At 60.2% G+C, this 21762-nt stretch carries 24 protein-coding genes; 11 read left to right on the forward strand and 13 right to left on the reverse strand.

The features are described 5' to 3' along the window. Positions 1-91 precede the first annotated feature (91 nt). Entirely contained in the window at positions 92-1207 is a 1116-nt protein-coding gene (locus tag C440_RS16660) for a disk-shape morphogenesis protein volactin (protein ID WP_152417890.1), read from the forward strand. 89 nt (positions 1208-1296) lie between these two features. Here the strand turns inward: C440_RS16660 and C440_RS16665 are convergent, their stop codons facing one another. Then, positions 1297-1482, reverse strand: a complete 186-nt coding sequence (locus C440_RS16665) for a hypothetical protein (RefSeq protein WP_241432053.1) — start codon at positions 1480-1482, stop codon at positions 1297-1299. Between the two features lie 174 nt (positions 1483-1656). On the opposite strand from C440_RS16665, the gene C440_RS16670 reads away from it, so the two are divergent. Then, positions 1657-2820 (forward strand): tubulin/FtsZ family protein, encoded by a 1164-nt coding sequence (locus C440_RS16670; protein WP_008321851.1) that lies wholly within the window; start codon positions 1657-1659, stop codon positions 2818-2820. A gap of 387 nt (positions 2821-3207) precedes the next feature. Beyond that, entirely contained in the window at positions 3208-3504 is a 297-nt protein-coding gene (locus tag C440_RS16680; RefSeq protein ID WP_241432054.1) for a histidine kinase, read from the forward strand. 502 nt (positions 3505-4006) lie between these two features. Here C440_RS16680 and C440_RS16685 read toward each other — a convergent pair. The 4 genes from C440_RS16685 to arcS all read right to left on the reverse strand — a co-directional run bounded on the left by C440_RS16685 (position 4007) and on the right by arcS (position 8668). Beyond that, complete coding sequence (locus C440_RS16685; RefSeq protein WP_049915974.1) at positions 4007-4792, reverse strand: DUF7504 family protein; 786 nt, start codon at positions 4790-4792, stop codon at positions 4007-4009. Positions 4793-5882: 1090 nt separating this feature from the next. After that, a complete protein-coding gene (locus tag C440_RS16690; protein WP_008321855.1) occupies positions 5883-6194 on the reverse strand; it encodes a helix-turn-helix domain-containing protein in 312 nt (103 codons plus the stop codon). Between the two features lie 217 nt (positions 6195-6411). Continuing rightward, a complete protein-coding gene (locus C440_RS16695; RefSeq protein ID WP_049915975.1) occupies positions 6412-6687 on the reverse strand; it encodes a hypothetical protein in 276 nt (91 codons plus the stop codon). A gap of 223 nt (positions 6688-6910) precedes the next feature. Then, on the reverse strand, positions 6911-8668 hold the full coding sequence (gene arcS / locus C440_RS16700) for an archaeosine synthase subunit alpha (RefSeq protein ID WP_008321857.1): 1758 nt from the start codon (positions 8666-8668) through the stop codon (positions 6911-6913). A 144-nt stretch (positions 8669-8812) separates the two neighbouring features. Between arcS and C440_RS18105 the strand changes: the two genes are divergently transcribed. The 5 genes from C440_RS18105 to epsC all read left to right on the forward strand — a co-directional run bounded on the left by C440_RS18105 (position 8813) and on the right by epsC (position 11666). Next, a complete protein-coding gene (locus tag C440_RS18105; RefSeq protein WP_008321858.1) occupies positions 8813-8977 on the forward strand; it encodes a hypothetical protein in 165 nt (54 codons plus the stop codon). Further along, positions 8968-9282, forward strand: a complete 315-nt coding sequence (locus tag C440_RS16705; protein WP_008321859.1) for a PQQ-binding-like beta-propeller repeat protein — start codon at positions 8968-8970, stop codon at positions 9280-9282. The genes C440_RS18105 and C440_RS16705 overlap by 10 nt, the downstream gene beginning before the upstream one ends. A gap of 72 nt (positions 9283-9354) precedes the next feature. Beyond that, positions 9355-9816, forward strand: a complete 462-nt coding sequence (locus tag C440_RS16710) for a pyridoxamine 5'-phosphate oxidase family protein (RefSeq protein WP_008321860.1) — start codon at positions 9355-9357, stop codon at positions 9814-9816. Positions 9817-10257: 441 nt separating this feature from the next. Beyond that, positions 10258-10716: an acyl-CoA thioesterase gene (locus C440_RS16715; RefSeq protein WP_049915979.1), complete on the forward strand. Its 459-nt coding sequence runs from the start codon at positions 10258-10260 to the stop codon at positions 10714-10716. A gap of 86 nt (positions 10717-10802) precedes the next feature. Continuing rightward, positions 10803-11666 (forward strand): serine O-acetyltransferase EpsC, encoded by an 864-nt coding sequence (gene epsC / locus C440_RS16720; protein WP_008321862.1) that lies wholly within the window; start codon positions 10803-10805, stop codon positions 11664-11666. 123 nt (positions 11667-11789) lie between these two features. Here epsC and C440_RS16725 read toward each other — a convergent pair whose 3' ends face one another. From C440_RS16725 to tgtA, 3 genes are all read right to left on the reverse strand, one after another. After that, positions 11790-12095: a hypothetical protein gene (locus C440_RS16725; RefSeq protein ID WP_008321863.1), complete on the reverse strand. Its 306-nt coding sequence runs from the start codon at positions 12093-12095 to the stop codon at positions 11790-11792. Positions 12096-12150: 55 nt separating this feature from the next. Then, on the reverse strand, positions 12151-12426 hold the full coding sequence (locus tag C440_RS16730) for an ArsR/SmtB family transcription factor (RefSeq protein ID WP_008321864.1): 276 nt from the start codon (positions 12424-12426) through the stop codon (positions 12151-12153). 84 nt (positions 12427-12510) lie between these two features. Next, a complete protein-coding gene (gene tgtA, locus C440_RS16735) occupies positions 12511-14061 on the reverse strand; it encodes a tRNA guanosine(15) transglycosylase TgtA (protein WP_008321865.1) in 1551 nt (516 codons plus the stop codon). Positions 14062-14389: 328 nt separating this feature from the next. Between tgtA and C440_RS16740 the strand changes: the two genes are divergently transcribed. Together C440_RS16740 and C440_RS16745 are read left to right on the forward strand one after the other, a co-directional pair. Next, on the forward strand, positions 14390-14662 hold the full coding sequence (locus C440_RS16740) for a hypothetical protein (RefSeq protein ID WP_008321866.1): 273 nt from the start codon (positions 14390-14392) through the stop codon (positions 14660-14662). Between the two features lie 6 nt (positions 14663-14668). Beyond that, on the forward strand, positions 14669-16216 hold the full coding sequence (locus C440_RS16745; RefSeq protein ID WP_008321867.1) for a methyl-accepting chemotaxis protein: 1548 nt from the start codon (positions 14669-14671) through the stop codon (positions 16214-16216). Between the two features lie 144 nt (positions 16217-16360). Here the strand turns inward: C440_RS16745 and C440_RS16750 are convergent, their stop codons facing one another. From C440_RS16750 to C440_RS16770, 5 genes are all read right to left on the reverse strand, one after another. Beyond that, on the reverse strand, positions 16361-17776 hold the full coding sequence (locus C440_RS16750) for a DUF6498-containing protein (protein ID WP_008321868.1): 1416 nt from the start codon (positions 17774-17776) through the stop codon (positions 16361-16363). A gap of 351 nt (positions 17777-18127) precedes the next feature. Then, on the reverse strand, positions 18128-18901 hold the full coding sequence (locus C440_RS16755) for a CPBP family intramembrane glutamic endopeptidase (RefSeq protein ID WP_008321869.1): 774 nt from the start codon (positions 18899-18901) through the stop codon (positions 18128-18130). 123 nt (positions 18902-19024) lie between these two features. Beyond that, positions 19025-19570 carry an NUDIX hydrolase gene (locus C440_RS16760; protein WP_049915976.1) on the reverse strand — a complete coding sequence of 182 codons (546 nt, stop codon included), beginning with the start codon at positions 19568-19570 and terminating at the stop codon, positions 19025-19027. A 132-nt stretch (positions 19571-19702) separates the two neighbouring features. Further along, complete coding sequence (locus C440_RS16765) at positions 19703-20434, reverse strand: hypothetical protein (protein WP_008321871.1); 732 nt, start codon at positions 20432-20434, stop codon at positions 19703-19705. 74 nt (positions 20435-20508) lie between these two features. Then, on the reverse strand, positions 20509-21210 hold the full coding sequence (locus C440_RS16770; protein ID WP_008321872.1) for a class I SAM-dependent methyltransferase: 702 nt from the start codon (positions 21208-21210) through the stop codon (positions 20509-20511). Positions 21211-21463: 253 nt separating this feature from the next. Between C440_RS16770 and C440_RS16775 the strand changes: the two genes are divergently transcribed. Then, positions 21464-21658, forward strand: coding sequence for a cold-shock protein (locus C440_RS16775; protein ID WP_004041873.1), 195 nt, complete (start codon positions 21464-21466; stop codon positions 21656-21658). Positions 21659-21762 lie beyond the last annotated feature (104 nt).

Below are 21762 nucleotides of genomic sequence, written 5' to 3' on the forward strand. Positions count from 1 at the left end.
GCAGACCCAAGCTATCACTCAATAATACATAACGAAAGTGAATGTAATCTCTGTATACAGATTTATGCGAGAGCCATGCGAGTCACCACGTATGGCAAAAGGCCTAGACGTAGGTACGATGAATATCCTGTCCGCGGGTCAGGATGGAAACGAGACGGTTTTTGTGCAACAACGGAATTCGTTCGTCGAAATCGACTACAGCGACATGGCAGAACAGATGCTCTCACGGAGCGACGTTCTGCACATCCGCAAGGACGACAAGGTGTACGTCGTCGGCGACGACGCGCTCAACTTTGCGAACATCTTCGGCAAGGAGACGCGGCGGCCGATGCAACACGGCATCCTCTCCAGCGAGGAGTCCTCCGCGATTCCGATGATCAAGCTCATCATCGAACAGGTCGTTGGTGCGCCCTCCCGTCCGAACGAACGCCTGTTTTATTCGAGTCCCGCTGACCCCATCGACTCCGAGCTTTCGACGCTCTATCACGACAAGACGCTCGAATCGATGCTCGGCGACATGGGCTACGACCCCGAACCCATCAACGAGGGAATGGCGGTCATCTACAGCGAACTCGCAGACAACAACTTCACCGGTCTCGGCATCTCGTTCGGCGCGGGCATGACGAACATCTGTCTGTCGTACTACGCGGTCCCCGTGATGCAGTTCTCCATCGCCCGCGGCGGCGACTGGATCGACAACCAGACCGCACAGGCGACCGGCACGGCCGTCGATAAGGTGACCTCGATCAAAGAAGACGGCTTCGAACTCGACTTCCGAACCGACGTCGGCGGCGTCGAGGGCGCGCTGTCTATCTACTACGAGAACCTCCTCGATTACGTCATCGAGAACATCGAGCGTGAAGTCGATGAAGAAGACATCGAGGAAGGACTGGACGTGCCCGTCGTCGTCACCGGCGGCACCTCCAGCCCCGACGGCTTCGAGGAACTGTTCGAACACCACCTCGAAGACTCGACGATTCCGTTCTCCGTGAACGAAGTCCGGAGCATCGAGCGTCCGCTTTACAGCGTCGCTCGCGGGTCGCTCGTCGCGGCGCGTTCCGAAGAGGAATCCGACGGCGGGTCACACAAGAGTTCGAGTTCCAAGTCCAAGTCTAACTCGAAGTCGAACTCCAAGTCCAAGTCGAAGAAATCCAAGAAATCCAAGAAGTCGAAGAAGGGAACCGAAGCGTCGGCTGAATCGAACTAAGCGACGATATCGAACGGGTCGTCGGTACGCGGAACCGATAGCGACGCGGCGGTGACCGTTCGGAAGCGCCGAACGCGGAAGCGAATCGTTTAGCCGCCATCGTCGCCATCGCCGCCGTCACATCGCGTACCGGCGGCCCGTTTTCGAAAGCGCAGTATCGCGTCGTCCCACGACTCGCTCGCCGGAGCGTCGCGTTCGTGCGATGCCTCGATGTCGGCGAAACCGCAACGCTCGCAGTACAGTGCCGCACGGCCGTCGAACGCGAGAGTAGTCAACTGCTGTGAGCAACGCGGACAGAGCATACGGGATTCGAGGCAGGCTACTCACTCGTGTCGTATAGTACTACCTCAGTCGCGTCGGAGCACGCCGTAGTCGGGAGAACTGTCGGCTCGCAGATAACTGATTTCTAACAGAAGATTCACCACGTCGTGGGTTCGTAGATGTAGACGATGAAGGTCCTCTGCTTTGGCGTGGGACAAGCGGGCGGGAACGTCCTCGACGCCCTCATCCAGTACGAACAACGAACAGACGGCGACTTCCTCATCGACGCAGTCGCTTACAACACGGCGTCTGCGGACCTCCGCGGGCTACAGCACGTCCCCGAGTCGAACCGCATTCTCTTCGGTGCCGACGAGGTAAGCGGCCACGGCGTCGGTGCGGACAACGAACTCGCCGCGGAACTCGCAGAGCGCGACAGCAGGCAACTACTGCGCGGGACCGACGGCACGCCGACCTCGCAGGCCGACGCGTTCATGATATTCGCCGGTCTCGGCGGCGGTACCGGAAGCGGCGCGGCACCGGTTCTCGCAAAGCACCTCAAGCGCATCTACGACCAGCCCGTCTACGGCGTCGGCATCCTCCCTGCCGCCGACGAGGGCGGTCTCTACTCGCGGAACGCCGCGCGCTCACTCAAGACGTTCGTCGACGTGACAGACCACGTCTTCGCCTTCGACAACGGCGCGTGGGCCGACAGCGGCGAGGACGTCGCACAGGCGCACGACTCGATGAACGAGACGCTCGTCCGACGGCTCGGCATCCTCCTTGCGTCCGGCGAGGTGAGCGACTCCGGAACCGTCGCCGAAAGCGTCGTCGATTCGTCCGAAATCATCAACACGCTCCGCGGCGGCGGCATCTCGACAATCGGCTACGCGGCGAGCGAACTACCGGACGACGGCGACGACAGCGGCGGTTTCAGCATCAAAGGCCTGCTCGGCAAGCAGTCGTCGTCGGTTGACGAACTCGACTCCATCAACCGCATTACGACACAGACCAGAAAGGCCGTACTCGGACGGCTCACGCTCCCGTGCGACGTCGATTCGGCGGCACGCGGACTCGTCATCGTGAGCGGTCCCTCCGAGTGGCTAAATCGGAAGGCCATCGAGCGGAGTCGGACGTGGGTCGAAGAACAGACACAGAGTATGGAAGTCCGCGGAGGCGACTACCCGGTGCCGGAGTCGAACCACATCGGCGTGTTGGTCCTCCTCGGAGACGTGGCGAGAAGCGACCGTATCAAAGAGATTCAATCGACCGCCGTCGACGCACAGCGAAACAGCGAATCGACACACAAGGCCACAGAACAGGTCGTAGACGAACGACTCGACACGCTCTTTTGAGCGCGTCACGGTGTTTTCGCTCGCGGAGACGGCGAATTCCGGGGCGATGATTCGGTTCGGCCGTCCCGACGAGACGTGGGGAGAGGTCCACGAGGCGTTCGAACTCGTACTTGGCGAATTCTCGACAACGCGGTTCAGCACTCGGACCAACCGCACCCCACCGTCGAGCTTCGCGTCCCGCGACGACCGGGGCGGGAGTGAGGAGAGGGACCGTTCGGTTCGTCTTCGAATCTCGGAAAGCGGTGAAACCTGAGAAAGTATCATATAGCCTGCTTGAGAACCTATAGATGCGTGTCCGAGATTACCACAGCGGTGACACCGCGTATTCTCACGTACGGCCCGCCACCCGCTCAGCGACCGTCAGACTGCGCTGTGGAGGTACAGTACGTGAGTTCACCCCGAGAACTGTCCGAACAGCTGACCGCACAGCCGGTTCACTTGGTGCTCTGTCTGCACGCGCCGCCGATGTTCGACGGCGTCGATGCGGTGAAAACCGTCCGTCGGTTCGACGCGTCGGTACCGGTGGTGTTGGCGACACAGGTTCAGAACACGCGAATCAACATTCAAGCGATACAATCGCAGGTCACGTGGAGTATCGGACTCCCGAGCGACGTGCCGGCGGGCGAAGCGCTTTCGTACGTCGTCGGCGACGCAATTGACTGGCTCGACGAGCAAGCCGAGTGAACCGCCTCGTAGAATACCTACTCCTGAGCCGTTGGGTCGTCTGCTGGCAACGATTCAGTGTCAGTTACGGGAGCGGCGGTCTCCAGTTTGGACGGCACGACCCATAGACTATCGAACAACTGGTCGAACTCCTCGGGTGACGCGTCGGAGTGCGGCGGTGCGCGTACTGCCAAAGGATTTCTTCGGCCTGCTTGAGATGCGCCTTCGCTTGGCGAAGAGCCGAGTCTGTGCCGTGCTCCGTTCGGTGACGACGTATACATCAAATGCGTTACCGAATAGCATATAGTTTGCAGATAGTATAACACCAATAACACCGTTTTACTACTCGCGGAAGCACCCCACGTGTCAATCTCAAAACCAGAAATATTAAGATGACGTCTGTGAGTGTATGCTAGTGGATGCAGTACCGCACAGTGTAACCCCTCGGACGCATCCGTAGACCGAACTCATCCCCCCTTCCCCCCTTCCCATTAGGTTCGGTCATCCCCCCTTTATTCGCGGACTACGTGAGCGAGAGTGAGCCGTCCGCGTCGAACGTGAACACCGCATCGAACAGCGACGCGAGCGTTCGGACTGTTCGTTCGTCGTGGGACGACGGGTCGAGATAGAACTGTGCGTGTGCGTCCGCGGCGCGAACCTGCCCGGTTAGGCCGTGGACGAAGCGGAAGACGCGCAGGTCGTCATCGACAACGTCGAGGAGGCGAGAAAGAGAGTGGACGGACACGTTCCACGAGGTGTCGTTCCGGTTGGTCAGAAGCGACTCCATCACCGAACCGAGACGCCGAAGGTCGGTGGGTTTCGAAACGCCGTGAACGTCAACGTCTCTGGCGGCCATCTCGATGTCGTGACGTCGGTCGTGCGGCGGTGCAGTAACGATGACACGCCGGTCGGTCGCTTCGGGCGGGTGTGCCTGGAGCAGGTCCAGTTGCGACTCGAATAGCGTCTCGATACAGACGAGCAGTTGGCTCGGGGCCGACGACTGCGTAATCGACTGTCGCATGGACCGGCCGCACGACAGGGCCGACGCGTCCGGCCCGATGAACAAGGCGTTCGACTGTGCGGTGAGTTGGTCGAGCGCCTCGGCTTCCGACGTTCGAAGCGTGATTTCGTCCGGCGTCGCGTTCACCGCCGATTTCGAGCTGTCGGGCTGGCGCAATCGACCCGCAGGACCTGCGGTCGGTCCAACCCAGCGCGTCTGTGGTAATTCCGGACCCGAGCGAGACGAGGAGGGTCGCGTCTCGGAGTCAGGGGTCGCTGTTGGAGGCTCTCGCTCGTCGTGGTCGTCCATGGTCGCTAGTGAGATGCAGAGTAGATAAAAATATAGTGGAATTGAGGGAACTTTTTGAACAATCAAATAGTTTATCTCGTGGATAGAGAACTTGTCGCCTATAAACTCACAAACTAGTGAAAATAATAAACTAGCCACTATCGAGAACCTGCGAGCGGTCGCGGTGCCGGGTTCTCTTAATCACCGGCTGAGTAGCGCCTTGTCCCACCGTTCGGTAGATACCAATCGAAGGCGGGCATGAGAGGTATATCAACACGGCACTATATTAAATTTCAACATCATTCTCGGCCGACAGTGGAGACGGGTTTCGCTGAGCATCCTCCGCTCGACGAATACGTCGACACAGAGCCACCCGGCGGCACCGTTGCCGGAGAGTCGTTCGCGGCCCGTTAGTCCAGCAGGACGCACTTCGAGTGGACTGTCGGGACCGACTCGGAACCACGATAATTCATAAATAAACAATACTGACAGGGACGAGTGGCCGGTTTCGGTCTCTAGAGTGGTTCTGTTAGCGTCACCCCCGGTGCCGGTGAATCGAGGTTGCAAGCGAGTTTTATCAGCTAACGCCCAGTATCGATTCGGATTATCTGTTGTCAGAGATAGTAATCGAAGATACGTCAACGAACTATTTCGAATTTATAGTTTATACTTCAGAGTCGGTGCAACGGCTACAACACGCCGTTAGCAGTTAGAATTGTTTATTTTCCGCACACATAGACATGCTCAAACACATGCACAGACACACATACACACTACAATTCTCCGTGAGCGAGGGTTGCAGAAGCGTATTCGACCGACTGACACGACGGGTCAAGAGGAATGGGTGAACAAAAGAGTGGGGTACGAGAGAAAGTATCTGGAATATACCGAGAGAAAATATGAATTGATAACTACGTCTGGAAACTAAAACGCGGTTCTCTCGGGCATTTCGGGCTGTACACTGTGGTGGCGAGTAGCCAGATTCACATACCTACGTTTGATAGTGGAAACTGTCCGGAGTGACGACTATTCAAATCGTCGTCTAAAAAACCGCGCCAGGGGTGCCTCCGAAGGCCGTCCCGGACCTCCGGGTGTGGCGCGTGGAACTTCGTTACTCGGACGCGGCGTCGTCGGTCCGTTCTTCGAGCGTAGATTCGACGAGTGCGTCGAAATCGACGCCCTCGGTGCGGTACTGGTCGCGGTTGTCGAGGACGACCAGCCCCTTTTCGGTTATTTCGTACAGACCGGAGTTCGGCGCGGGCCCGACTCGCGCCAGTAATCCATAATCTGCCAGTATCGGCAGACGTGTGTTGATGTACGAGCGGTTCTTGTCGAGGATATACGAGAGGTTTACAGCAGTGTTCCGCCTCCCATCGGAGAGAGCCTCCAGTATATCGAAGTCAGTTGGGACGGCCAACTTCATATACCGTTGTTTTCATCGCATGTTAAATAAACATCTTATGAGTGGGCTACCCAAACTGCCCACTCGTCTGGTAGGTTGCGGTCGAACGTGTGGCGTTTATGCCGAAGTGTGATTCTATTTTCGCATGTGTTAGTCACAGTCCACACCACGAACGGAGAAAAATAGAGTCCCGGTCAGTACGTGCGCGGACGGAGACCGGGTAACGGTGATGGGGACGTTATCTGTATTCGAGGGCGTCGCGGGCGAAGCGGAGGTCTTCGAGTATCTGCTCGTGTCGGTCGATGGCGTCGTCGATGTGCGCGCGAGTCTGTTCTGTCGAGCGTTCGTCGCAGTCGTAGTCGTGGTACTGCGTCTGCATCAGGTGCGATTCGAGCGCGCGGGACGTCGAGTCGCTCGCAGACAAGAGCGCTCGCGTAATCGTCCACTCTATCGAGTCGTCGTCGGGAAGTTCCCCGAGGACTGCTACCTTCCCCTCGTGTCGGTTGTCCATCATAGACCACGTTGTGGCTGGATAGTATTTAAAACTATAGAGATTTGATAATTCCAACACCAGTGAATGGCTATAAAACGATTATATGGATGATTAAAGCCGGTATTAGCGGTTAAACCACCATTGTAGATATATCAAATTTCAGAGATTGTCGTCGGGATATCGCCGTGTTGTGGCGTTCGACTGGCGTCACCCACTGCACCGTCACGGGGTGCCGCGGGTGGCACTACCGCTCTTCGACGTGTCGAATCTCGACGCCGATACCGCGCGTCGAATCGACCATCTCCGCGCCGCTCATTTCGGCGCGTCCGATGGCGAACGCCTTCGGACCTTCGACGATAACCTCGTCGCCCGGGCGAATCTCCGCGTCGGCGTCAACGATGCCGGGTGCGAGAACCGAACCGTGCGGGACGAAGCCGTCGATTTCGACTGTCTTCGTCGGCGCATCGCTATCGCGCCAGACCTTCGCACCTTCGAGCGTAAAGGAGATGACACCGTACTGCGGCACCATCGTCGCTAACTGCTCGCCCTCACCGTTCCAGACCTGCAGTTTGGGGAACCGACTCGTCATGTCCAGTTCGACGCCCGAAAAGAGCGCGTCGCCGGCCTCCGGTCCGAGTTGGTAGTCGGCGATTGCCTTTACGACGTTGTGCTCGCGCGCTTCGCGCGTGAACTTGGGTTCACCGTCGAGAGTTCGCATGAGGTTCCCGATCGACTCGGTCGTCGTCGGGTGCTCGGAGACGGTGTACTCGACATCGAGGCCGAGGTCGGCTTCGACGCGCTCGACGATTTCGGTGTACGCGCCCGGCGGGACGTGCGCGATGATTCGCGGGTAGTCGTTGCGTTCGAGATAGCGCCGAAGAACCTCGGTGACGAACGATTTTTCGTCTTCGGACCAGTCGCCCGTGACGACCGAATCGTAGTGCTGTGCGGGGTAGGTAAGTTCGAGTTCCTGCGGAACGACACCGATAGGCGAGGTCATAGACACCATATGCGCGCGGTACTGGACGGCCTCCTGGAACTGTCGGTGGCTCTGTGACTCGCTGTAGGGTTTCTTTGCCGAACACGGGAGGAGAACAAGCGGGTTGTCGAAGCGGTTTTTGTATCGCGTCGTCACACGGTCGGCGAATCGCTGAATCTCCACGCGGTCGATGGACTCCTCGGATGCGGCCGTGAGTTCCGCGTTGCGGATGACCGGAGTCCGCTCTTCCATGAAGGAGAACTGTTGGTCGAATCGGCGGAACGCGGCGGTCAACCACTGGTCGTTTCGGGCCTGTCCTTCGATGTAATCGCGGAGGCGACCGTCGCGGATGCGACGCCGGACGCGGGCGAGCTCTGCCCGAAGCGCATTCGCGTTGTGTTCGGCGGCATCGGCACGGGTAAACTCCGAGGCGGGCTTTCGACAGGCGGCGCAGGCACAGGGGAGTTCGTCGAGGTCTTCGAGGAAGTACTCGCCGTCGGTGCTGAGGTAGAATCCTTCGAGACCGCGTGCCCGGGCGCGCGTCTCGTCAACGAGGTCAACGCCGGCGTAGGCGAGAAGCGAGACGTTTCGCGGCGTGGCGACGCCCGAGAGCATGAGCGCCGTGTCCGCCGGGAGGTTCGATTTCGCTTCGACGATGTTGTCTCGGAAGGCGCGCGCGTGACCGACAAAGCCCTGCGCGTCCGAGAGGATGTACGCGTCAGCGCCGTAGTCACCGGCTGTGTCGGCGGTGACGACTGCCGCAGACGGGAAGTCAACGTCGGGATACTCGACGGAGAACGATTCACGAATCTCGTCGGCGCTCCCGGCGGGAAGCGAGCGATTCGGAAGGACGGTCAGCGTGTCGTCGTCTCCGTCGGGCATCTCGCGCTCGGCCGCCCAGAGACTGCCGGCGTCGGCGAGGACGTCGTCTGCGACCGCCGGCGTCGTCAACGAATCGGAGAGACGTAACTCCCCGATTCGGGCGGCACCGTCGCGGGCGTGAACCTCGAAGTAATCGGTCATACGGGGTCGTCGGCCCCCCACAGCCAATTATCTTCCCTTCCGCGGGCGCGAACCACACGCCTATTCACATTGACAATCCGACATCTTGGTGATGCGTACGCACTCCTCACTCTCCCGACGACGTGCCCTCTCGCTACTCGGAGGATGTCTACCGACCCGGTCATCTACGACGAACTACTTTACACATCGGTCAACGGTCGGGTGGCCATCTACGACCTCGAAGAAAAGCGCGACCCACGATGGGTCACCGAACAGGGCATAGCAGGAACGTCCGAACCGCCGCCGTCGATGAAACTCACGTGTACCTGACGCAGTTCGGAGGAGCACTCACCCCCCTTCACGCTGACGACGGGACTATCGACTGGACACTCGGATTCCGTGACCTCCAGCCTGCTGTAACTGGACAGACGTCGGCGACACTGTGTGATGGAAAACTCTACGTCGGCGACTACTCGGACGAGGACGACTATTACCCCAGACTCACCATCATCGACGCTGAATCCGGGGAGATAGACAAACGAATACCCCTTCCTTCCGTGCCCAAATCCGGTCCGATACTATCCAACGGGACAGTTGTCCCGCGGACAAAAGAGGGGTTCATTGGCCTCCGCTAGCCCAGACTCGTGTGAACTGCCTAACAGGATGACAGCCACCGTCCCTTAGCCGCTGGCCCGCGAACACCCACTATGAACGTTCCCGAACCGTCCGGCCCGTGGTCGCCACAGCGCGTCACCGACTTTCTCACGCGGACCACGATTCCGATTCGTCTCTCCTGTCGAACACCGAGCGACGACCTCTGGATGCTCTCGTTGTGGTACGAGTGGGACGCCGAACAGTCCGAACTTCGGTGTGCCACCTCGGCCGACGCCGACATCGTTCGGTTCCTTCGCGCGCACGACGACATCGCTTTCGAGGTTTCGACGAACGACCCGCCGTACCGCGGCGTCCGCGGACGGGGGACCGCGACCGTTGAACCCGACGACGAAAAAGCGGTGCTTCGGCGACTCATCGGTCGTTATCTCGGCGACGACGAGACACCGCTGACGAAACGATTGCTCTCGCCCGAACGCGACGAAGTGGTGATTCGAATTCGGCCCACGAAGTTGCATACGTGGGACTACGCGAGTCGGATGGAACCGACGAAATAACCCCAAACGGGGCAGTGCCGCGCGAGGGTGGCTGTATCGCCCGCGCGGCGTACAAAAATAGGGTGGCCGGGGTGGGTACGGTCAGCGGGACCGGTGGGTCAGCGACGCCGACCGGCCGGGGCGGGTGTGGGCGAGGGTCGCCGACAAGCCGGTGGGCGTCGCCTATCTCGATAGAAGAGCGATATTTAAAAGAAGATTTTCCGAACTCTCACCCAAATCTCTCCCTGATACCGACCCGCACAGTATATCGGCCTACGACCCCGCGACTGTCCGCCGGACGAGTAAGTATCCGCCTGGGACCAAACGTCTTCATGGATAAAACAAGCTAACTTTCAATAGTGCAATTTGAATAGTATTATGTGCCAGTGAGGACGAGTGAGACTCGTGTCACCTCAGCATTCGACGGAACGGGCGGCGACACTCAGCGACTCGCACACGGAGATGAGTGAGATACTGATGCCGAACGATACGAACAATCTCGGCCGCGCACTGGGCGGGTCGGTTCTCCACTGGATGGACATCTGCGGAGCTATCTCGGCCCGACGATTCTCCCGGCGGCAGGTCGTCACGGCGTCGATGGACCACGTCGATTTCCTCGCACCAATCGAACTCGGCGACATCGTCACTGTCACCGGCTACGTCTTCGACACCGGTCGGACGAGCATGGAACTGAAAGTCGATGTCGAGGCGGCGCGGCCGTCGTCGAACGAGACGCGAGAGACGGCGAGTTCGTTTTTCACGTTCGTCGCACTCGACGAAGACGAGTCCGCCACCCGCGTTCCGGAACTTCGATGCCCAACCGAGTCCGAACGCTCGCTCCGTGACCAGGCGTTAGACGAGCGCCACCGGCGTCGCCAAGAGCTTGCGGCGCACGCGACTAACGGACCGACCCGCCGTTAACTCGGACGAACGAGATGCGACGCGACCGCGAGAAGCCGAGATGAGACGAGGTTAAATACCGTCCGCCCACCAAGTATCGCTATCGAATGTCCTACACGTACTTGGGCGACGCCCATATCGGGCTAACGGCGTCGTACCGCGATGACGAACCTCCCTTCCCGACCGACGCGTCGCTTTCGTTTTCGCGGCGGAACCACCTTCGAGAGGACGTGGACCTCCTCAAGCGACTGTTGTTCCCGCGCTGTTGGAACGCCGGCAACTGGGTCGCAGACGAGGGGACGCTTCGAGATGCGGTTGCGAACTTCGCGTCGCTTTGTCACTCCGGCATCGCGCCGTACGTGGACGAAGACCCCGCGGACGTCGTCGAGAGCGTCGTCAACAAACTCCCAGATATCCGTGAGACGCTGAAAAAAGACGTCGAGGCGGCCTACAAAGGTGACCCCGCGGCGCGAAGCTACATGGAGATTATCCGGTCGTACCCCGGCGTGCAGGCGGTCGTCGTCCACCGTATCGCCCACGCATTCTACGAGGCCGATGCGACCGAGTACGCCCGCGAACTGGCCGAGTACGCGAAGATGGAGTCCGGCATCGACATCCATCCCGGGGCGACCATCGGCGACTACTTCTTTATCGACCACGGCACGGGCGTCGTCATCGGCGAGACGGCGACCATCGGCGACTGGGCGCGAATCTATCAGGACGTAACTCTCGGTGCGCTCCACTTCGAAGAACAAGAAGACGACGAACACACGCTCAAGAAGGGCTACAAGCGACACCCGGATATCGGCGACAGCGTCGTCATCGGCGCGGGAAGCAAGGTTCTCGGAGCAGTCACCGTCGGCGACCACGTAAGCATCGGCGCGAACTCGTGGGTGACAGAGGACGTACCGGACCACACGAGCGTCTTCATCTCCGAGCACCCGACGCACGAACGAAAACAGCGGGACTGAAGCCAGAAGAGAAAGCAGAAAAGCGGAGCTGAGCGGGGAAGAGAAAGTGAAGCGAAGAAAGAGTGGGAGAAAGAACGGACGAGCCAAGAAGGGGGCGATTCGAGGACGGGACCGCGGTGCCGCTCAGTCGAACGTCACCCAGGCGAGGAAGGCCAGCCCGAACGATTCGAAGACGTGGAGGAGCATCATGAGCCGCCACGCGATGACGGGAACGTCGGTGCTGAACCAGTCCGACAACGTCGGGTCCAGCAGGTACATGTAGAATGCGAGCGCGTTCTCCGCGAGGAGGAACACCCCGAACACGAGGAGACCCACGGCGTGTTTGGACCGGAAGGTCAGGTAGTTTCGCGCCCAAACCGCCGACAGTGCGAGAAGCACGACGACGTTGAGTCCCGAAGAGACCTTCGCTACGTCCACCCAGATACTCATCTGTCTACCTGTTTTTCCGACTTCCTGATATACGCTTTCCCAAATCTCTCCATAATCAGTCCATCCTGTCGAGAATCGTCTCGACGGTTCCCCAGTTCGCCCGGCACCGTTGCGACGGAAGGTAAACCGCACCGTAATCGTCGCCGCTCCGTTGAACCACGTCGTTGTCCATCAGCACGTCGAGGTGGTGACGTACGGTCTTGTAGTCGAGGTCGAGGGTTTCGGCCAGTTGGTTGGCGTTTCGCGGCTGTGCCTCTATCGTCTTGAGGATACGGACACGGTTTTCACCCCCACGAGTTCCCGTGAGCACGTACCAGAGGACAGCCTCCATCGTATGCGGTGACACGTCGAGAGACCCTAAGACCATCGACCGACAGACTGCGCGGCGGTCAGCGAGGTTCGACCGGGGGGACTGCTATTCGTCGGTCGCGGCGTCGAGAGCAGATGTGGTGGCGTCTTCGTCCGACGGGTTAGCATCCGCCAATCGCTCGGAAACATCTGACAGCGACTCCAGTTCGACCGATTCGGGGACACGTTCGAGTGCCGTTTTGGGCCAGTCGTCGTGCGCCAGCGTGAACGTCGCGTCGGGGTTCTCCTCGACCAACCGAGAAACGCCGGTTGCGGCCTGTTCGTAGGCGTCGCGGTCGAGCCGTTCCGGCACTTCGGCGGTGAGCGGGTACGTCTCCGAGAGCGCTCGCGGGAAGGGACCGAACGGTGGGACAACTCGCCACGTCGCGTCGAACGTGTCGCCGGAGGGAGTACCGCCCTCGGTGAGAAGCACGTGGCCCTCGGCGGTCAGACGGTCCATTCGGGCGTGGTGTCTTCGGACTTCCGGCCGGTGGGCGCTCTCGTTCGAGGCGTAGAAGAACGCGCCTTTCGAGGCGGGGTCTTCGCGTTCGAGTTGGTCCGCGTGGTCGAGAAGCGCTCGGTAGCCGTCGAGCATCGTGGGGTGCGAGCGGGCGCGCTCTTCGACGAGTTCCAGCAGGTTGCCGTCGCGGATGGCCTGCTTGATGCGACGGAGTTCCGCGAACGTGACGTGTAGATTGTGCTCGGCGAGCAGTTTCTCCTGTCGTTTCGACCCCGCCGCCCGCAGGTCGTCGGGCGAATACTCGGTGCAGATGGGACAGGTACACGGGAGATAGTCGAGGTCTTCGAGATGTTCGGTCCCGCGAACCGTCAGATAGCGGCCGTCACGGGCATAGAGGGCGTAGGCGGCCGAGTCGAACAGGTCACAGCCGAGTGCGACGGCGAGCGCGAGCATCATCGGGTGGCCCGCACCGAAGAGATGAACCGGCGCGTCAACGCCAAGCCCGCGTTTCGCGGCGGCGACGGCGTCAACCATGTCGTCGTAGCGGTAGGCGTTCATCATCGGAACGACGGCACCGACGGGGAACACGTCGAGGTCGGACGCCGACGCGTGACGACCAGCCGCCTCGCGGAGGTCGGGGTACGTCGAACCTTGTACAGGTGCGTTGACGAGCATGTCGCCCGTATCGGCGGTCTCAGCGTCGGCGATGGCCTGCTTCGTGACTTCGAGTTCGTCTTCGGCCTGTTCGCGGTCAACGTCCGGCGGTGTCGGAATATCCACCGGCGTGGCGATGTCGGTGCCGATGTCGCGTTGGAACTGGAGGATTTCCTCGGTCGTCGTGTCGATTTCGCCGTACTCCGCGAGTTGGAACGACCCGGAGTCGGTCATGATGGCTCCGTCGAAATCGAGCATCTCGTGGAGTCCGACATCGAGTGCCTCCTCGCGGAGGTGGTCGTTCTTCTTGATGATGTAGGAGTTCGTGATGAGAATCTCCGCGCCGAACTCGGATTCGAGCTTTGCGGGCGGAATCGTGTCGATGTTCGGATTGACGACCGGCAGGAGGGCCGGCGTCTCGACGGTGACCCCCGCGCGAGGGACGGTCAAGCGGCCGATTCGACCGGCGAGGTCCCCGTCGCGGATTTCGAAGTGGTCGCGCATAGGGTGGCGTTCCGTGAGCGCGGCGGTAAGCGTTGCGTTCGCCCGCCCTCACGACACGCGGAGAGACTCAGGAATCCGACACAACCCCAACCTACGAGTTCGATAGGGGTTGCGTCACGAAGCCGATACCCGAGAGACGACACCGACCCGCAGAAACGCCCACGAAATCGACGTGCCGGACGTGAAGTTGTGCCACAAAAGAGTGTACGACTGAATTCTGTATTTAAAAATAAGCATTGTATATGTATACCAACCACATATAGTTGTTATCAAACTCGATTATTTGGGCGACCAATTTAAAACCGATTTACCGCAACTAGGAAGTCAAATGCTGGCCGAATTATCTCCACTCGAAGTAACCGGGCTGGTCGTGTCCCTCGTCGGACTCATACCGGTCGTGACGCAGTACAGAGACGAGACGAAGCTGTTCACCGCAGGCTACGTGTTGCTCGTCGCCGGAATGGTGGCGACGAACGCCGAAGTATTCCTCTTAGAGCCGCTTTTCAACTTCGTCGAACACGGCCTCGGCATCGGTCTCGCAGGTATCACGTTCCTCGCGGCGGCCTACATCCGCCGGCAGGAAGTCATCAACACGGAGTAAATAAAGATGGTTTCACTCGCGGCACTCTTCGACGCGGTCGGCACGCTCGGATTCATCGGAGCGGCAGGATTAGGATGGTTCAACTACCGAGACAGCGACGCTGAAGCACCGTTTTGGCTCACGTTCGCCTTTGGGTCGGTCCTCGGCGTGATGTGGACGTTCAGCCTCGCACTCGAAAAAGCGGGCATCTACGAGGAGGTGTTCAATCTCGTGACCGGGCCGCTCATGACCTCTACGGTCGCCGTGTTCGCAATCGGCGGAACCGCGACGCTCGCAATCGTCGAGGACATGAAAGGCCTACTCGCAGACGCAGAGGAAAAACGGCAGGAACTCGACACCCAGCGCCGAGAACTCGACGCGCTCACCACCGACCTCGAACGACAGGCCGAGTCGTACGGACAGGCGATGGAACAGGCCGCCGCTGGCGACCTCACCGTCCGGGTCGATGCAACGAGCCAGAACGACGCGATGCGACGCATCGGCACGGGATTCAACGAGATGATGGACGCCATCGACTCGGTGATGATTCAGATTCAGTCGTTCGCGGGGCAGGTTGACGACGAGAGTTCGGAAGTCACGTCGAGCGCGAATGCAGTGAAGGCCACGAGCACCGACGTCGCCGACAGCATCGAAGAGATTTCCGCGGGCAACGAGACGCAACACCGGAACCTCAACTCCGCGGAGTCGGAGCTGAGCAACCTCTCTGCGACAATCGAAGAGATTGCGTCCTCGTCCGAGGAGATCGCACACCAGTCGCGTCGAACCGTCGAGCGCGCCAAAGAGAGCCAAGAAGCGGCCAGTTCGACCATCGACAAGATGGAACAGTTGGAGTCGCGCTCGACCGAAACTGTCTCCGAAGTCGAAGACCTCCAACAGTCGGTCACGCAGATCGGTGAAGTCGTCGAACTCATCGACGACATCGCCGAGAAGACCAGTATCCTCGCGCTCAACGCCTCCATCGAGGCCGCGGGTGCCGGCGACGCCGGCGAAGGCTTCGCCGTCGTTGCGAGCGAAGTGAAGACGCTCGCCGAAGAGACCGCCGAAGCGACCCAAGAAGTCGAGTCGCTCATCGGCGATATCGAAGAGACGACCGAGAACGTCGCCGAAGACACCTTCGAGACGCAAGCAGAAGTCGAAGCGAGCCGTGAGACGGTCGGCGAGACGGTCGATGTGCTCGAAGAAATCGTCGAGAAGATAGAAGACAGCAACGACTCCATTCAGTCGATTAGTAGCGCCACCGACGAGCAGGCGCAATCGACCCAAGAGGTCGTCACGATGATGGACGAAATCACGAATCTCAGCGACAAGACCGCCACGGAGGCGCAAAACGTCTCTGCGGCCGCCGAAGAACAGACGGCGGCGACCCAAGAAATCGCGTCCGCATCCGAATCCCTCTCGGACCGCGCACAGCAACTCCAGTCGCTCGTCTCGCAGTTCGAGTCCAGCGATTCACAGCCGAACACCGACCTGGACATCGGCCAGCAGTCGGGCACGGCAAGCCCCACGAACGGAGCGTCGATGTCGAACGGTGCGGCCGGGACGCAACTGAACTGAGGCGAATCGCCCCACCAACATCCTTTGTTCTCGTGAAGCGTCGCCCGAGGTGCGCGTAGAAGACGGTTCGGTCGATTAGCTCCGATGGAATCCGCAGTTACTGATAGCTTGTCGAGGTCGTGCTGAACTCGGAGCGCGAGGCGGTCACAGATGTGCGAGTTTCCAGAATCCCATCGGGACCACACCGAGGAAGGGAAGGTACACCGGGAGGAGCACCCACGGAACGGACGGGCCGAGCGGCGTGGCGGCCACGACGATACTGCCGATAGCGATGAGGACAACCGAACTGACCGCGGCACCGGCGAACCACCAGTTGAGCGGTGAGAGGTCGGTAGACTGGAGCTGGAGGTCGAACGTCTCGACGAACGTCTTCGGGTCATCGAGTGGGCCGAGCGTGCGCTCGGTCTCGTCGTCGCCCCGGCCAGTCGTCACGGTTACTGTTCGCGTTCCGAAGTACCGGTCGGAAAGTCGCGTTTCGACTACGCTGGCGTCACGGAGTTCGCCGACTGGCGCCGTCCACTGTGGTTCGTCGGTTAGACGGTCGTGAGCGACGAGCTGGTCACCGATTCGGTAGTACGTCGTCCACTTGTTCGTCAGAACGGTCTCCACGATGTCACCGACGAGCAGGAGGCTCAACAGGACGAGGCTGGCGAGACCACTCGCAAGCCAAAGGCTCAGTGAGGGCGCACCCTCGCCGAGAAACGCGGGGACACCGAGCCAGACGAACGTGGCTAACATGACGTAGAACGGCCCTTTGGTGACCACACCCCATACTGCATCCGCTATAACCGAACGCTGAGCGACGTCAATGGTGGCCGACGGGTGCCCCGCGGGGACGTTGACCGAGTCGGCCGTGATTTCGCTGTCGGGACCGGAGAGCCACCCGGTGAGCCGGCCTCCACCACCGTGTTCCGCGCGGAAGCCAGACCACTCGAAGAGCACTTTCACGACCACGAACGCGACGAGCACGGACGTCGGTCCCCCAACTGCGACGATGAACAGGAAACACGAGAGGAGAAAGCCCTGCCGGGCGGGTATCTCGACGACGGCGTACGGAGAGCGCTCCGCGTACCGCTCGCTCCCGAAGTAGGTGTGGACAGTCTCGACGACCTGCCCGACGACCAGCGCGACGACGCTGAGCAGAACCTCCGGGTGGCCGAGAACGTCAAGGACCGAAACAACTTCCGAGACTGGAGCGAGAATCAAGAAGCCGATCCACGCGCCACCGCAGACAACCGCGACGGTGAACGGGACGTTTCGGGGATAGACCGGTGGTAAACGGCTGTGAACGGTGACACTGCCGCGTTTGTCCGCGAGGTCGCTCTCGGGGATGTTGAAGACACCGGCCTCGCGGTCGGATGCGGGGGGCTTGCCAGCGAACAGAGCCTTTACCCCCGCGAGCGGCAACACTACCAGTAGTTCAAGCACGTAGACGGCGACGAGCGTCTCGGGGTCCCAACCGAACCACACCACCCCCGCGAGCGGGAGGACGTTAGCAGCGAGAACGGGGAGGAATCCGAGCGCAGTCTGTGGGGTGTCGCCGTACTGGATGGAAGACATTGGTTGCGCTTTCTTTCTCAGTGATTGATATGTCTAGTGGAAGAATTGTAAGAGACGACACGGTTTCGGAGCCGTGCTATCCAGACGGTTCGGCTCTCTGGCTGACAGAACGGTATCGGTTAGGAAGACGCACACCGATACGACGAAATACAGAAGATATCAGACGACTCCTCCGACGATGAGTACTATTGTCGTCGAAGTGTGCTCGTCGGAGCAACAGCAACGATAGCGGCAGGGAACAGGGGAAACAGCGACCGTGACGACGACGGCAGAAACGGTGGCGGGGACGACGACGGAAACAGTGGCAGTGACAGCAACGGCGGCGACGAGGCCGCAGAGATGCCGCGACCCTCAGAACAACACCCCGGACGGAAGCGCGTCGGGGTTCAGTTCGGCGAACTTCAGTAACACGTATAGAAGCGAAAACAGCGTCGCGTTGTACGCGCCGTGGATGAGACTCGGCACGACGAGGTTGTCTGTCAGTTCGTAGGCAATCCCGAAGATGAGACTCGGCACGAACAACACCGAGATGGTCACCAGTCGAGCGCCCGTACCGCCGGCGAGCGCGGCGAAGTGAATCGCCGCGAAGAACGCGCTCGCAAGGAGGATTCCAGAGACGGGACCGAAGCTCTCTCGAAGCCGGTTCTGGACGACGCCGCGGAACAGTAGTTCCTCGCCGGGACCGATGATGAGGAACGACGCGGGGATGAGAAACAGGAGTACTTCCGGGTTCTGCGCCGAAATTTCGGCGACCTGATTCGGTGCGCCCTGTATCCCGAGCACGCGGATGATATTTCCGATGACGAGAATCGCGCCGAAGGCTGTCACGTAGCCGAAGATGATAGCGACTAGGTCCCGAAGAGATGGAATCGAGATGCCGAAGTGATCGGGACCGAACCCGCGGTATTTGGCGTACACGAGCGTCACACCGCCGAACGCGACACCCTGCATAAGGACGAGCGAGACGACCAATAACAACAGCGGCGATAACTGGAGCCCGGTACTTGTCACGGCCCGGCCGGTCGCATCGACGAGGAGTATTCCGAATAGGAGACCGGCTCCGCCAAGTCCGATAGCGACACCAAGAGAACGAATCGGGTCAGGGACGCGTGTCGTGATACTCACGAGCGCACACTACGGGTGCCGTCGTCAAAATCCTTCCCGCCCGCGGCCGTCGATTCGAGGGTCGCTTCGGCGTCCGAGTTCACTCCGATTGTCGCCCGCGTATGATTGTGCCCTCCCGTGTCCTCACTCGCCGGCGAGTTCGTAGTAGAGCACCCCGAGAACCGTCCGCGCGTCTCGAACGTCGCCCGCGAGAACCGACTGGCGGAGGTCGTCGTACGCGACTGTCGTTGGGCGGATGCTCTCGTTGAAATCGAGATGCTGGTCGGCACCGGGTTCGCACCCGCGGGCGACGAAGTAGTGGTGAACCGAGTTGGCGATGCCGTTCGCGGGTTCGACGGTCACGAGCGGGTCCATCGTATCCGCCTCGTATCCGGTCTCTTCTGTGAGTTCGCGGTGAGCGGCGGCCGCGTAATCACTGTCGTCTTCCTCGGTGCCGCCGGCGGGAAGCCCGCGATTTGTCCGCCCGACAGCCTGTCGCCACTCGTCGATGGCGACGATGTCGCCATCTGGCGTAAACGGGAGAACGACGACCGCCGCCGGTTCGTCAACGTAGTGGAAATCCGTCTCGGTCCCGTCCGGGAGTCGCACGTCATCCATGCGGATGTCGAAGCCGGGACACGAGTAGTCGATTCGCGTGTCCGTGGTCTCCCACGCGAGGTCGTCTGTCATAACGTCACGTGACGGCGGTGCGTGCAAAAACGTCGCGGTCGGCGCACTCGGTCCCGTCCGGAACGACACCACTCAGTTTGAGCGACAACCTCAATTTCAGTTTCAGCGTCAACCTTAGTTTGAACGTCAGCCTCAGCGTTCGTCCTCGAACGAAACCTGCGCGAGGTCGGCTTCCAACTCGTCTACGTACTCGTTGTAGGCCTCGACGAACGTTGCGAAGTCGCCGGCGAGTTCCCGAACGTCGGGTGCCGACGGCGGTTCGTACTGCGACAGCAGGTAGACGCCGCCCTCGCCGCCGACGCGGAGGTACGACACCTGTGGACCGTCCCACTTCAGTTCCCAGCGAGTGCCACCGACGCGTTGGGTGAAAGTTCCGTACTCGCCGTCGAAGCGGTTTAGTTCACCCGCGATGGTGTTTGCGACCTCGCGGATGGTGCCGACCAATTGGTCCCGCTCGGCGACGATTTCCTCGGTGGTCGTGACGGCCGGGAAGTCGGTCGGAACGTCGTCGAGCACGCCGTCGAGCGACTCGACGTGTTCGTTGTACGCCTCGACGAACGACGGGTAATCCTGCATCGCCGTCGCCAACGGCTTCGGTTCGGGCGGTTGTTTGGTCGAGACGACGTACGTTTCACCGCCCGACTTGCCTTTGAATCGGAGGTACTGCAACGCGCCCGCCTCGTACTTCAGCGTCCATTTTCCGCGTCGCGTTTTGAACGTCTCCTGCCCGTAGTCACCACCCTGTAGAATTGCGAGTTCGCGCGCGATGGGTCCGGCGTGGGCTTCGACCGCCGAAACCACTTCGTCGCGGTTTTCGGCAACGTCGGCGACGCTCGTAACGTCGAACGAGAGGGCGTCTGTCATTGCTCAGAGGACGCCGGTCGAAGGGATAAATTCGTCCTTGCGTGTGTGTCGCAGTCGTCAGTTACAGGTGAAACTCACTCGGAGCCGGTAGAAACAGCCTCGCTCCGACGGAACACACGTAACGTATCACGCTCGCCGCGTTCGCACTCGACCTGCACGAAGCCGAACTGCGTGAACACCGACTCCCAGTTGCGGTAGTAGAGCGGAAAGTCGTATTCGGCGTCGTTCACACCCGTGACGCTTCCGCCGACTTCGGCGTCTGTCTGGCTACCGTCGTGAGACTGTCCGCTATCGGAGTCGGTCCCACCATTGGAGCCGGGTCTGCCTTCGTTTTCGACGGTGATGAGCAGGTCACTCGTACATCGGGCGAGTTCCTCGAACACCCATTCGTCGTCGGGGTGAATGTGTTGGAGCGTCTCGATAGAGAAACTGGCGTCGTACTCGCCGTCGTCGAACTCGGTGACGACATCCTCGATGGCGTCCGCGTAGAACGTCCCGGCGGCGGCGAGGTCGGGATACGCGTCGGCCATCACCTCGAACGAGTCGGCGTTGATATCGACGCCCGCGAGGTTTTCGAACCCGTGTGCGTGGAGGTGCGAGAGGTGCCGTCCCGGACCACAACCGAGTTCGACGATTGCATCGGTTGGGTCGAGTAACCGCTCGAAGTGCCGACGTACCGACTCGCTTACCTCGTTCGGGCCGTAGTACGCGTAGTATTCCGGAGAGAACTCTCCCGACCTGTCTTCCCACTTGCGACGAACGTCGTTAGCATCCACAGGTATCGACACGGCCCGTCCACGGGTAAAGTCTCGTCGGAGTCGGCGGCCACAACCGAAGGTAGAGAACTGTCGATACCACAGAAGAACGACGAATCCTATTCGAATCACTATGCGAGTGCGGCCAGAACCGACACAATAGAGACATTTGTCTACAAAATCCGCTGTTTCAGAAAAGATATAAACAAAGTATGGCCATGGCACTGCGACTCTCACAAGTCTTATCCGTGAAGGGCGTGTGTGTTCAAAAGCAATGGCGAAAGGAAACGTTGATTTCTTCAACGACACTGGCGGCTACGGTTTCATTTCGACGGACGATGCTGACGACGACGTGTTCTTCCACATGGAAGACATCGGCGGCCCGGACCTCGAAGAAGGCACGGATGTGGAATTCGACATCGAGCAGGCCCCCAAGGGCCCGCGCGCGACGAACCTCACGCGCCTTTAAATTAATTTAGTACGCCGCATTCGCGGCAGAACGATACTCTCACTTTTAGTGGACTTGACCGGCGAGCCAACGGCTCGTTCGACGGGGAAACGGATGCTCGACAG

The organism is Haloferax mucosum ATCC BAA-1512 (genome assembly GCF_000337815.1).
GTDB lineage: Archaea > Halobacteriota > Halobacteria > Halobacteriales > Haloferacaceae > Haloferax > Haloferax mucosum.

Bases quoted from the DNA above. Each gene is read 5' to 3' on its own strand.
- C440_RS16715 (WP_049915979.1), top strand. From the start codon at position 10,258: ATGAGTGAGATACTGATGCCGAACGATACGAACAATCTCGGCCGCGCA.
- C440_RS16695 (WP_049915975.1), bottom strand. From the start codon at position 6,687: ATGATGGACAACCGACACGAGGGGAAGGTAGCAGTCCTCGGGGAACTT.
- C440_RS16745 (WP_008321867.1), top strand. From the start codon at position 14,669: ATGGTTTCACTCGCGGCACTCTTCGACGCGGTCGGCACGCTCGGATTC.
- epsC (WP_008321862.1), top strand. From the start codon at position 10,803: ATGTCCTACACGTACTTGGGCGACGCCCATATCGGGCTAACGGCGTCG.
- C440_RS16670 (WP_008321851.1), top strand. From the start codon at position 1,657: ATGAAGGTCCTCTGCTTTGGCGTGGGACAAGCGGGCGGGAACGTCCTC.
- C440_RS16760 (WP_049915976.1), bottom strand. From the start codon at position 19,570: ATGACAGACGACCTCGCGTGGGAGACCACGGACACGCGAATCGACTAC.
- C440_RS16775 (WP_004041873.1), top strand. From the start codon at position 21,464: ATGGCGAAAGGAAACGTTGATTTCTTCAACGACACTGGCGGCTACGGT.
- tgtA (WP_008321865.1), bottom strand. From the start codon at position 14,061: ATGCGCGACCACTTCGAAATCCGCGACGGGGACCTCGCCGGTCGAATC.
- C440_RS16690 (WP_008321855.1), bottom strand. From the start codon at position 6,194: ATGAAGTTGGCCGTCCCAACTGACTTCGATATACTGGAGGCTCTCTCC.
- arcS (WP_008321857.1), bottom strand. From the start codon at position 8,668: ATGACCGATTACTTCGAGGTTCACGCCCGCGACGGTGCCGCCCGAATC.
- C440_RS16710 (WP_008321860.1), top strand. From the start codon at position 9,355: ATGAACGTTCCCGAACCGTCCGGCCCGTGGTCGCCACAGCGCGTCACC.
- C440_RS16685 (WP_049915974.1), bottom strand. From the start codon at position 4,792: ATGGACGACCACGACGAGCGAGAGCCTCCAACAGCGACCCCTGACTCC.
- C440_RS18105 (WP_008321858.1), top strand. From the start codon at position 8,813: ATGTCTACCGACCCGGTCATCTACGACGAACTACTTTACACATCGGTC.
- C440_RS16740 (WP_008321866.1), top strand. From the start codon at position 14,390: ATGCTGGCCGAATTATCTCCACTCGAAGTAACCGGGCTGGTCGTGTCC.
- C440_RS16725 (WP_008321863.1), bottom strand. From the start codon at position 12,095: ATGAGTATCTGGGTGGACGTAGCGAAGGTCTCTTCGGGACTCAACGTC.
- C440_RS16660 (WP_152417890.1), top strand. From the start codon at position 92: ATGGCAAAAGGCCTAGACGTAGGTACGATGAATATCCTGTCCGCGGGT.
- C440_RS16750 (WP_008321868.1), bottom strand. From the start codon at position 17,776: ATGTCTTCCATCCAGTACGGCGACACCCCACAGACTGCGCTCGGATTC.
- C440_RS16730 (WP_008321864.1), bottom strand. From the start codon at position 12,426: ATGGAGGCTGTCCTCTGGTACGTGCTCACGGGAACTCGTGGGGGTGAA.
- C440_RS16765 (WP_008321871.1), bottom strand. From the start codon at position 20,434: ATGACAGACGCCCTCTCGTTCGACGTTACGAGCGTCGCCGACGTTGCC.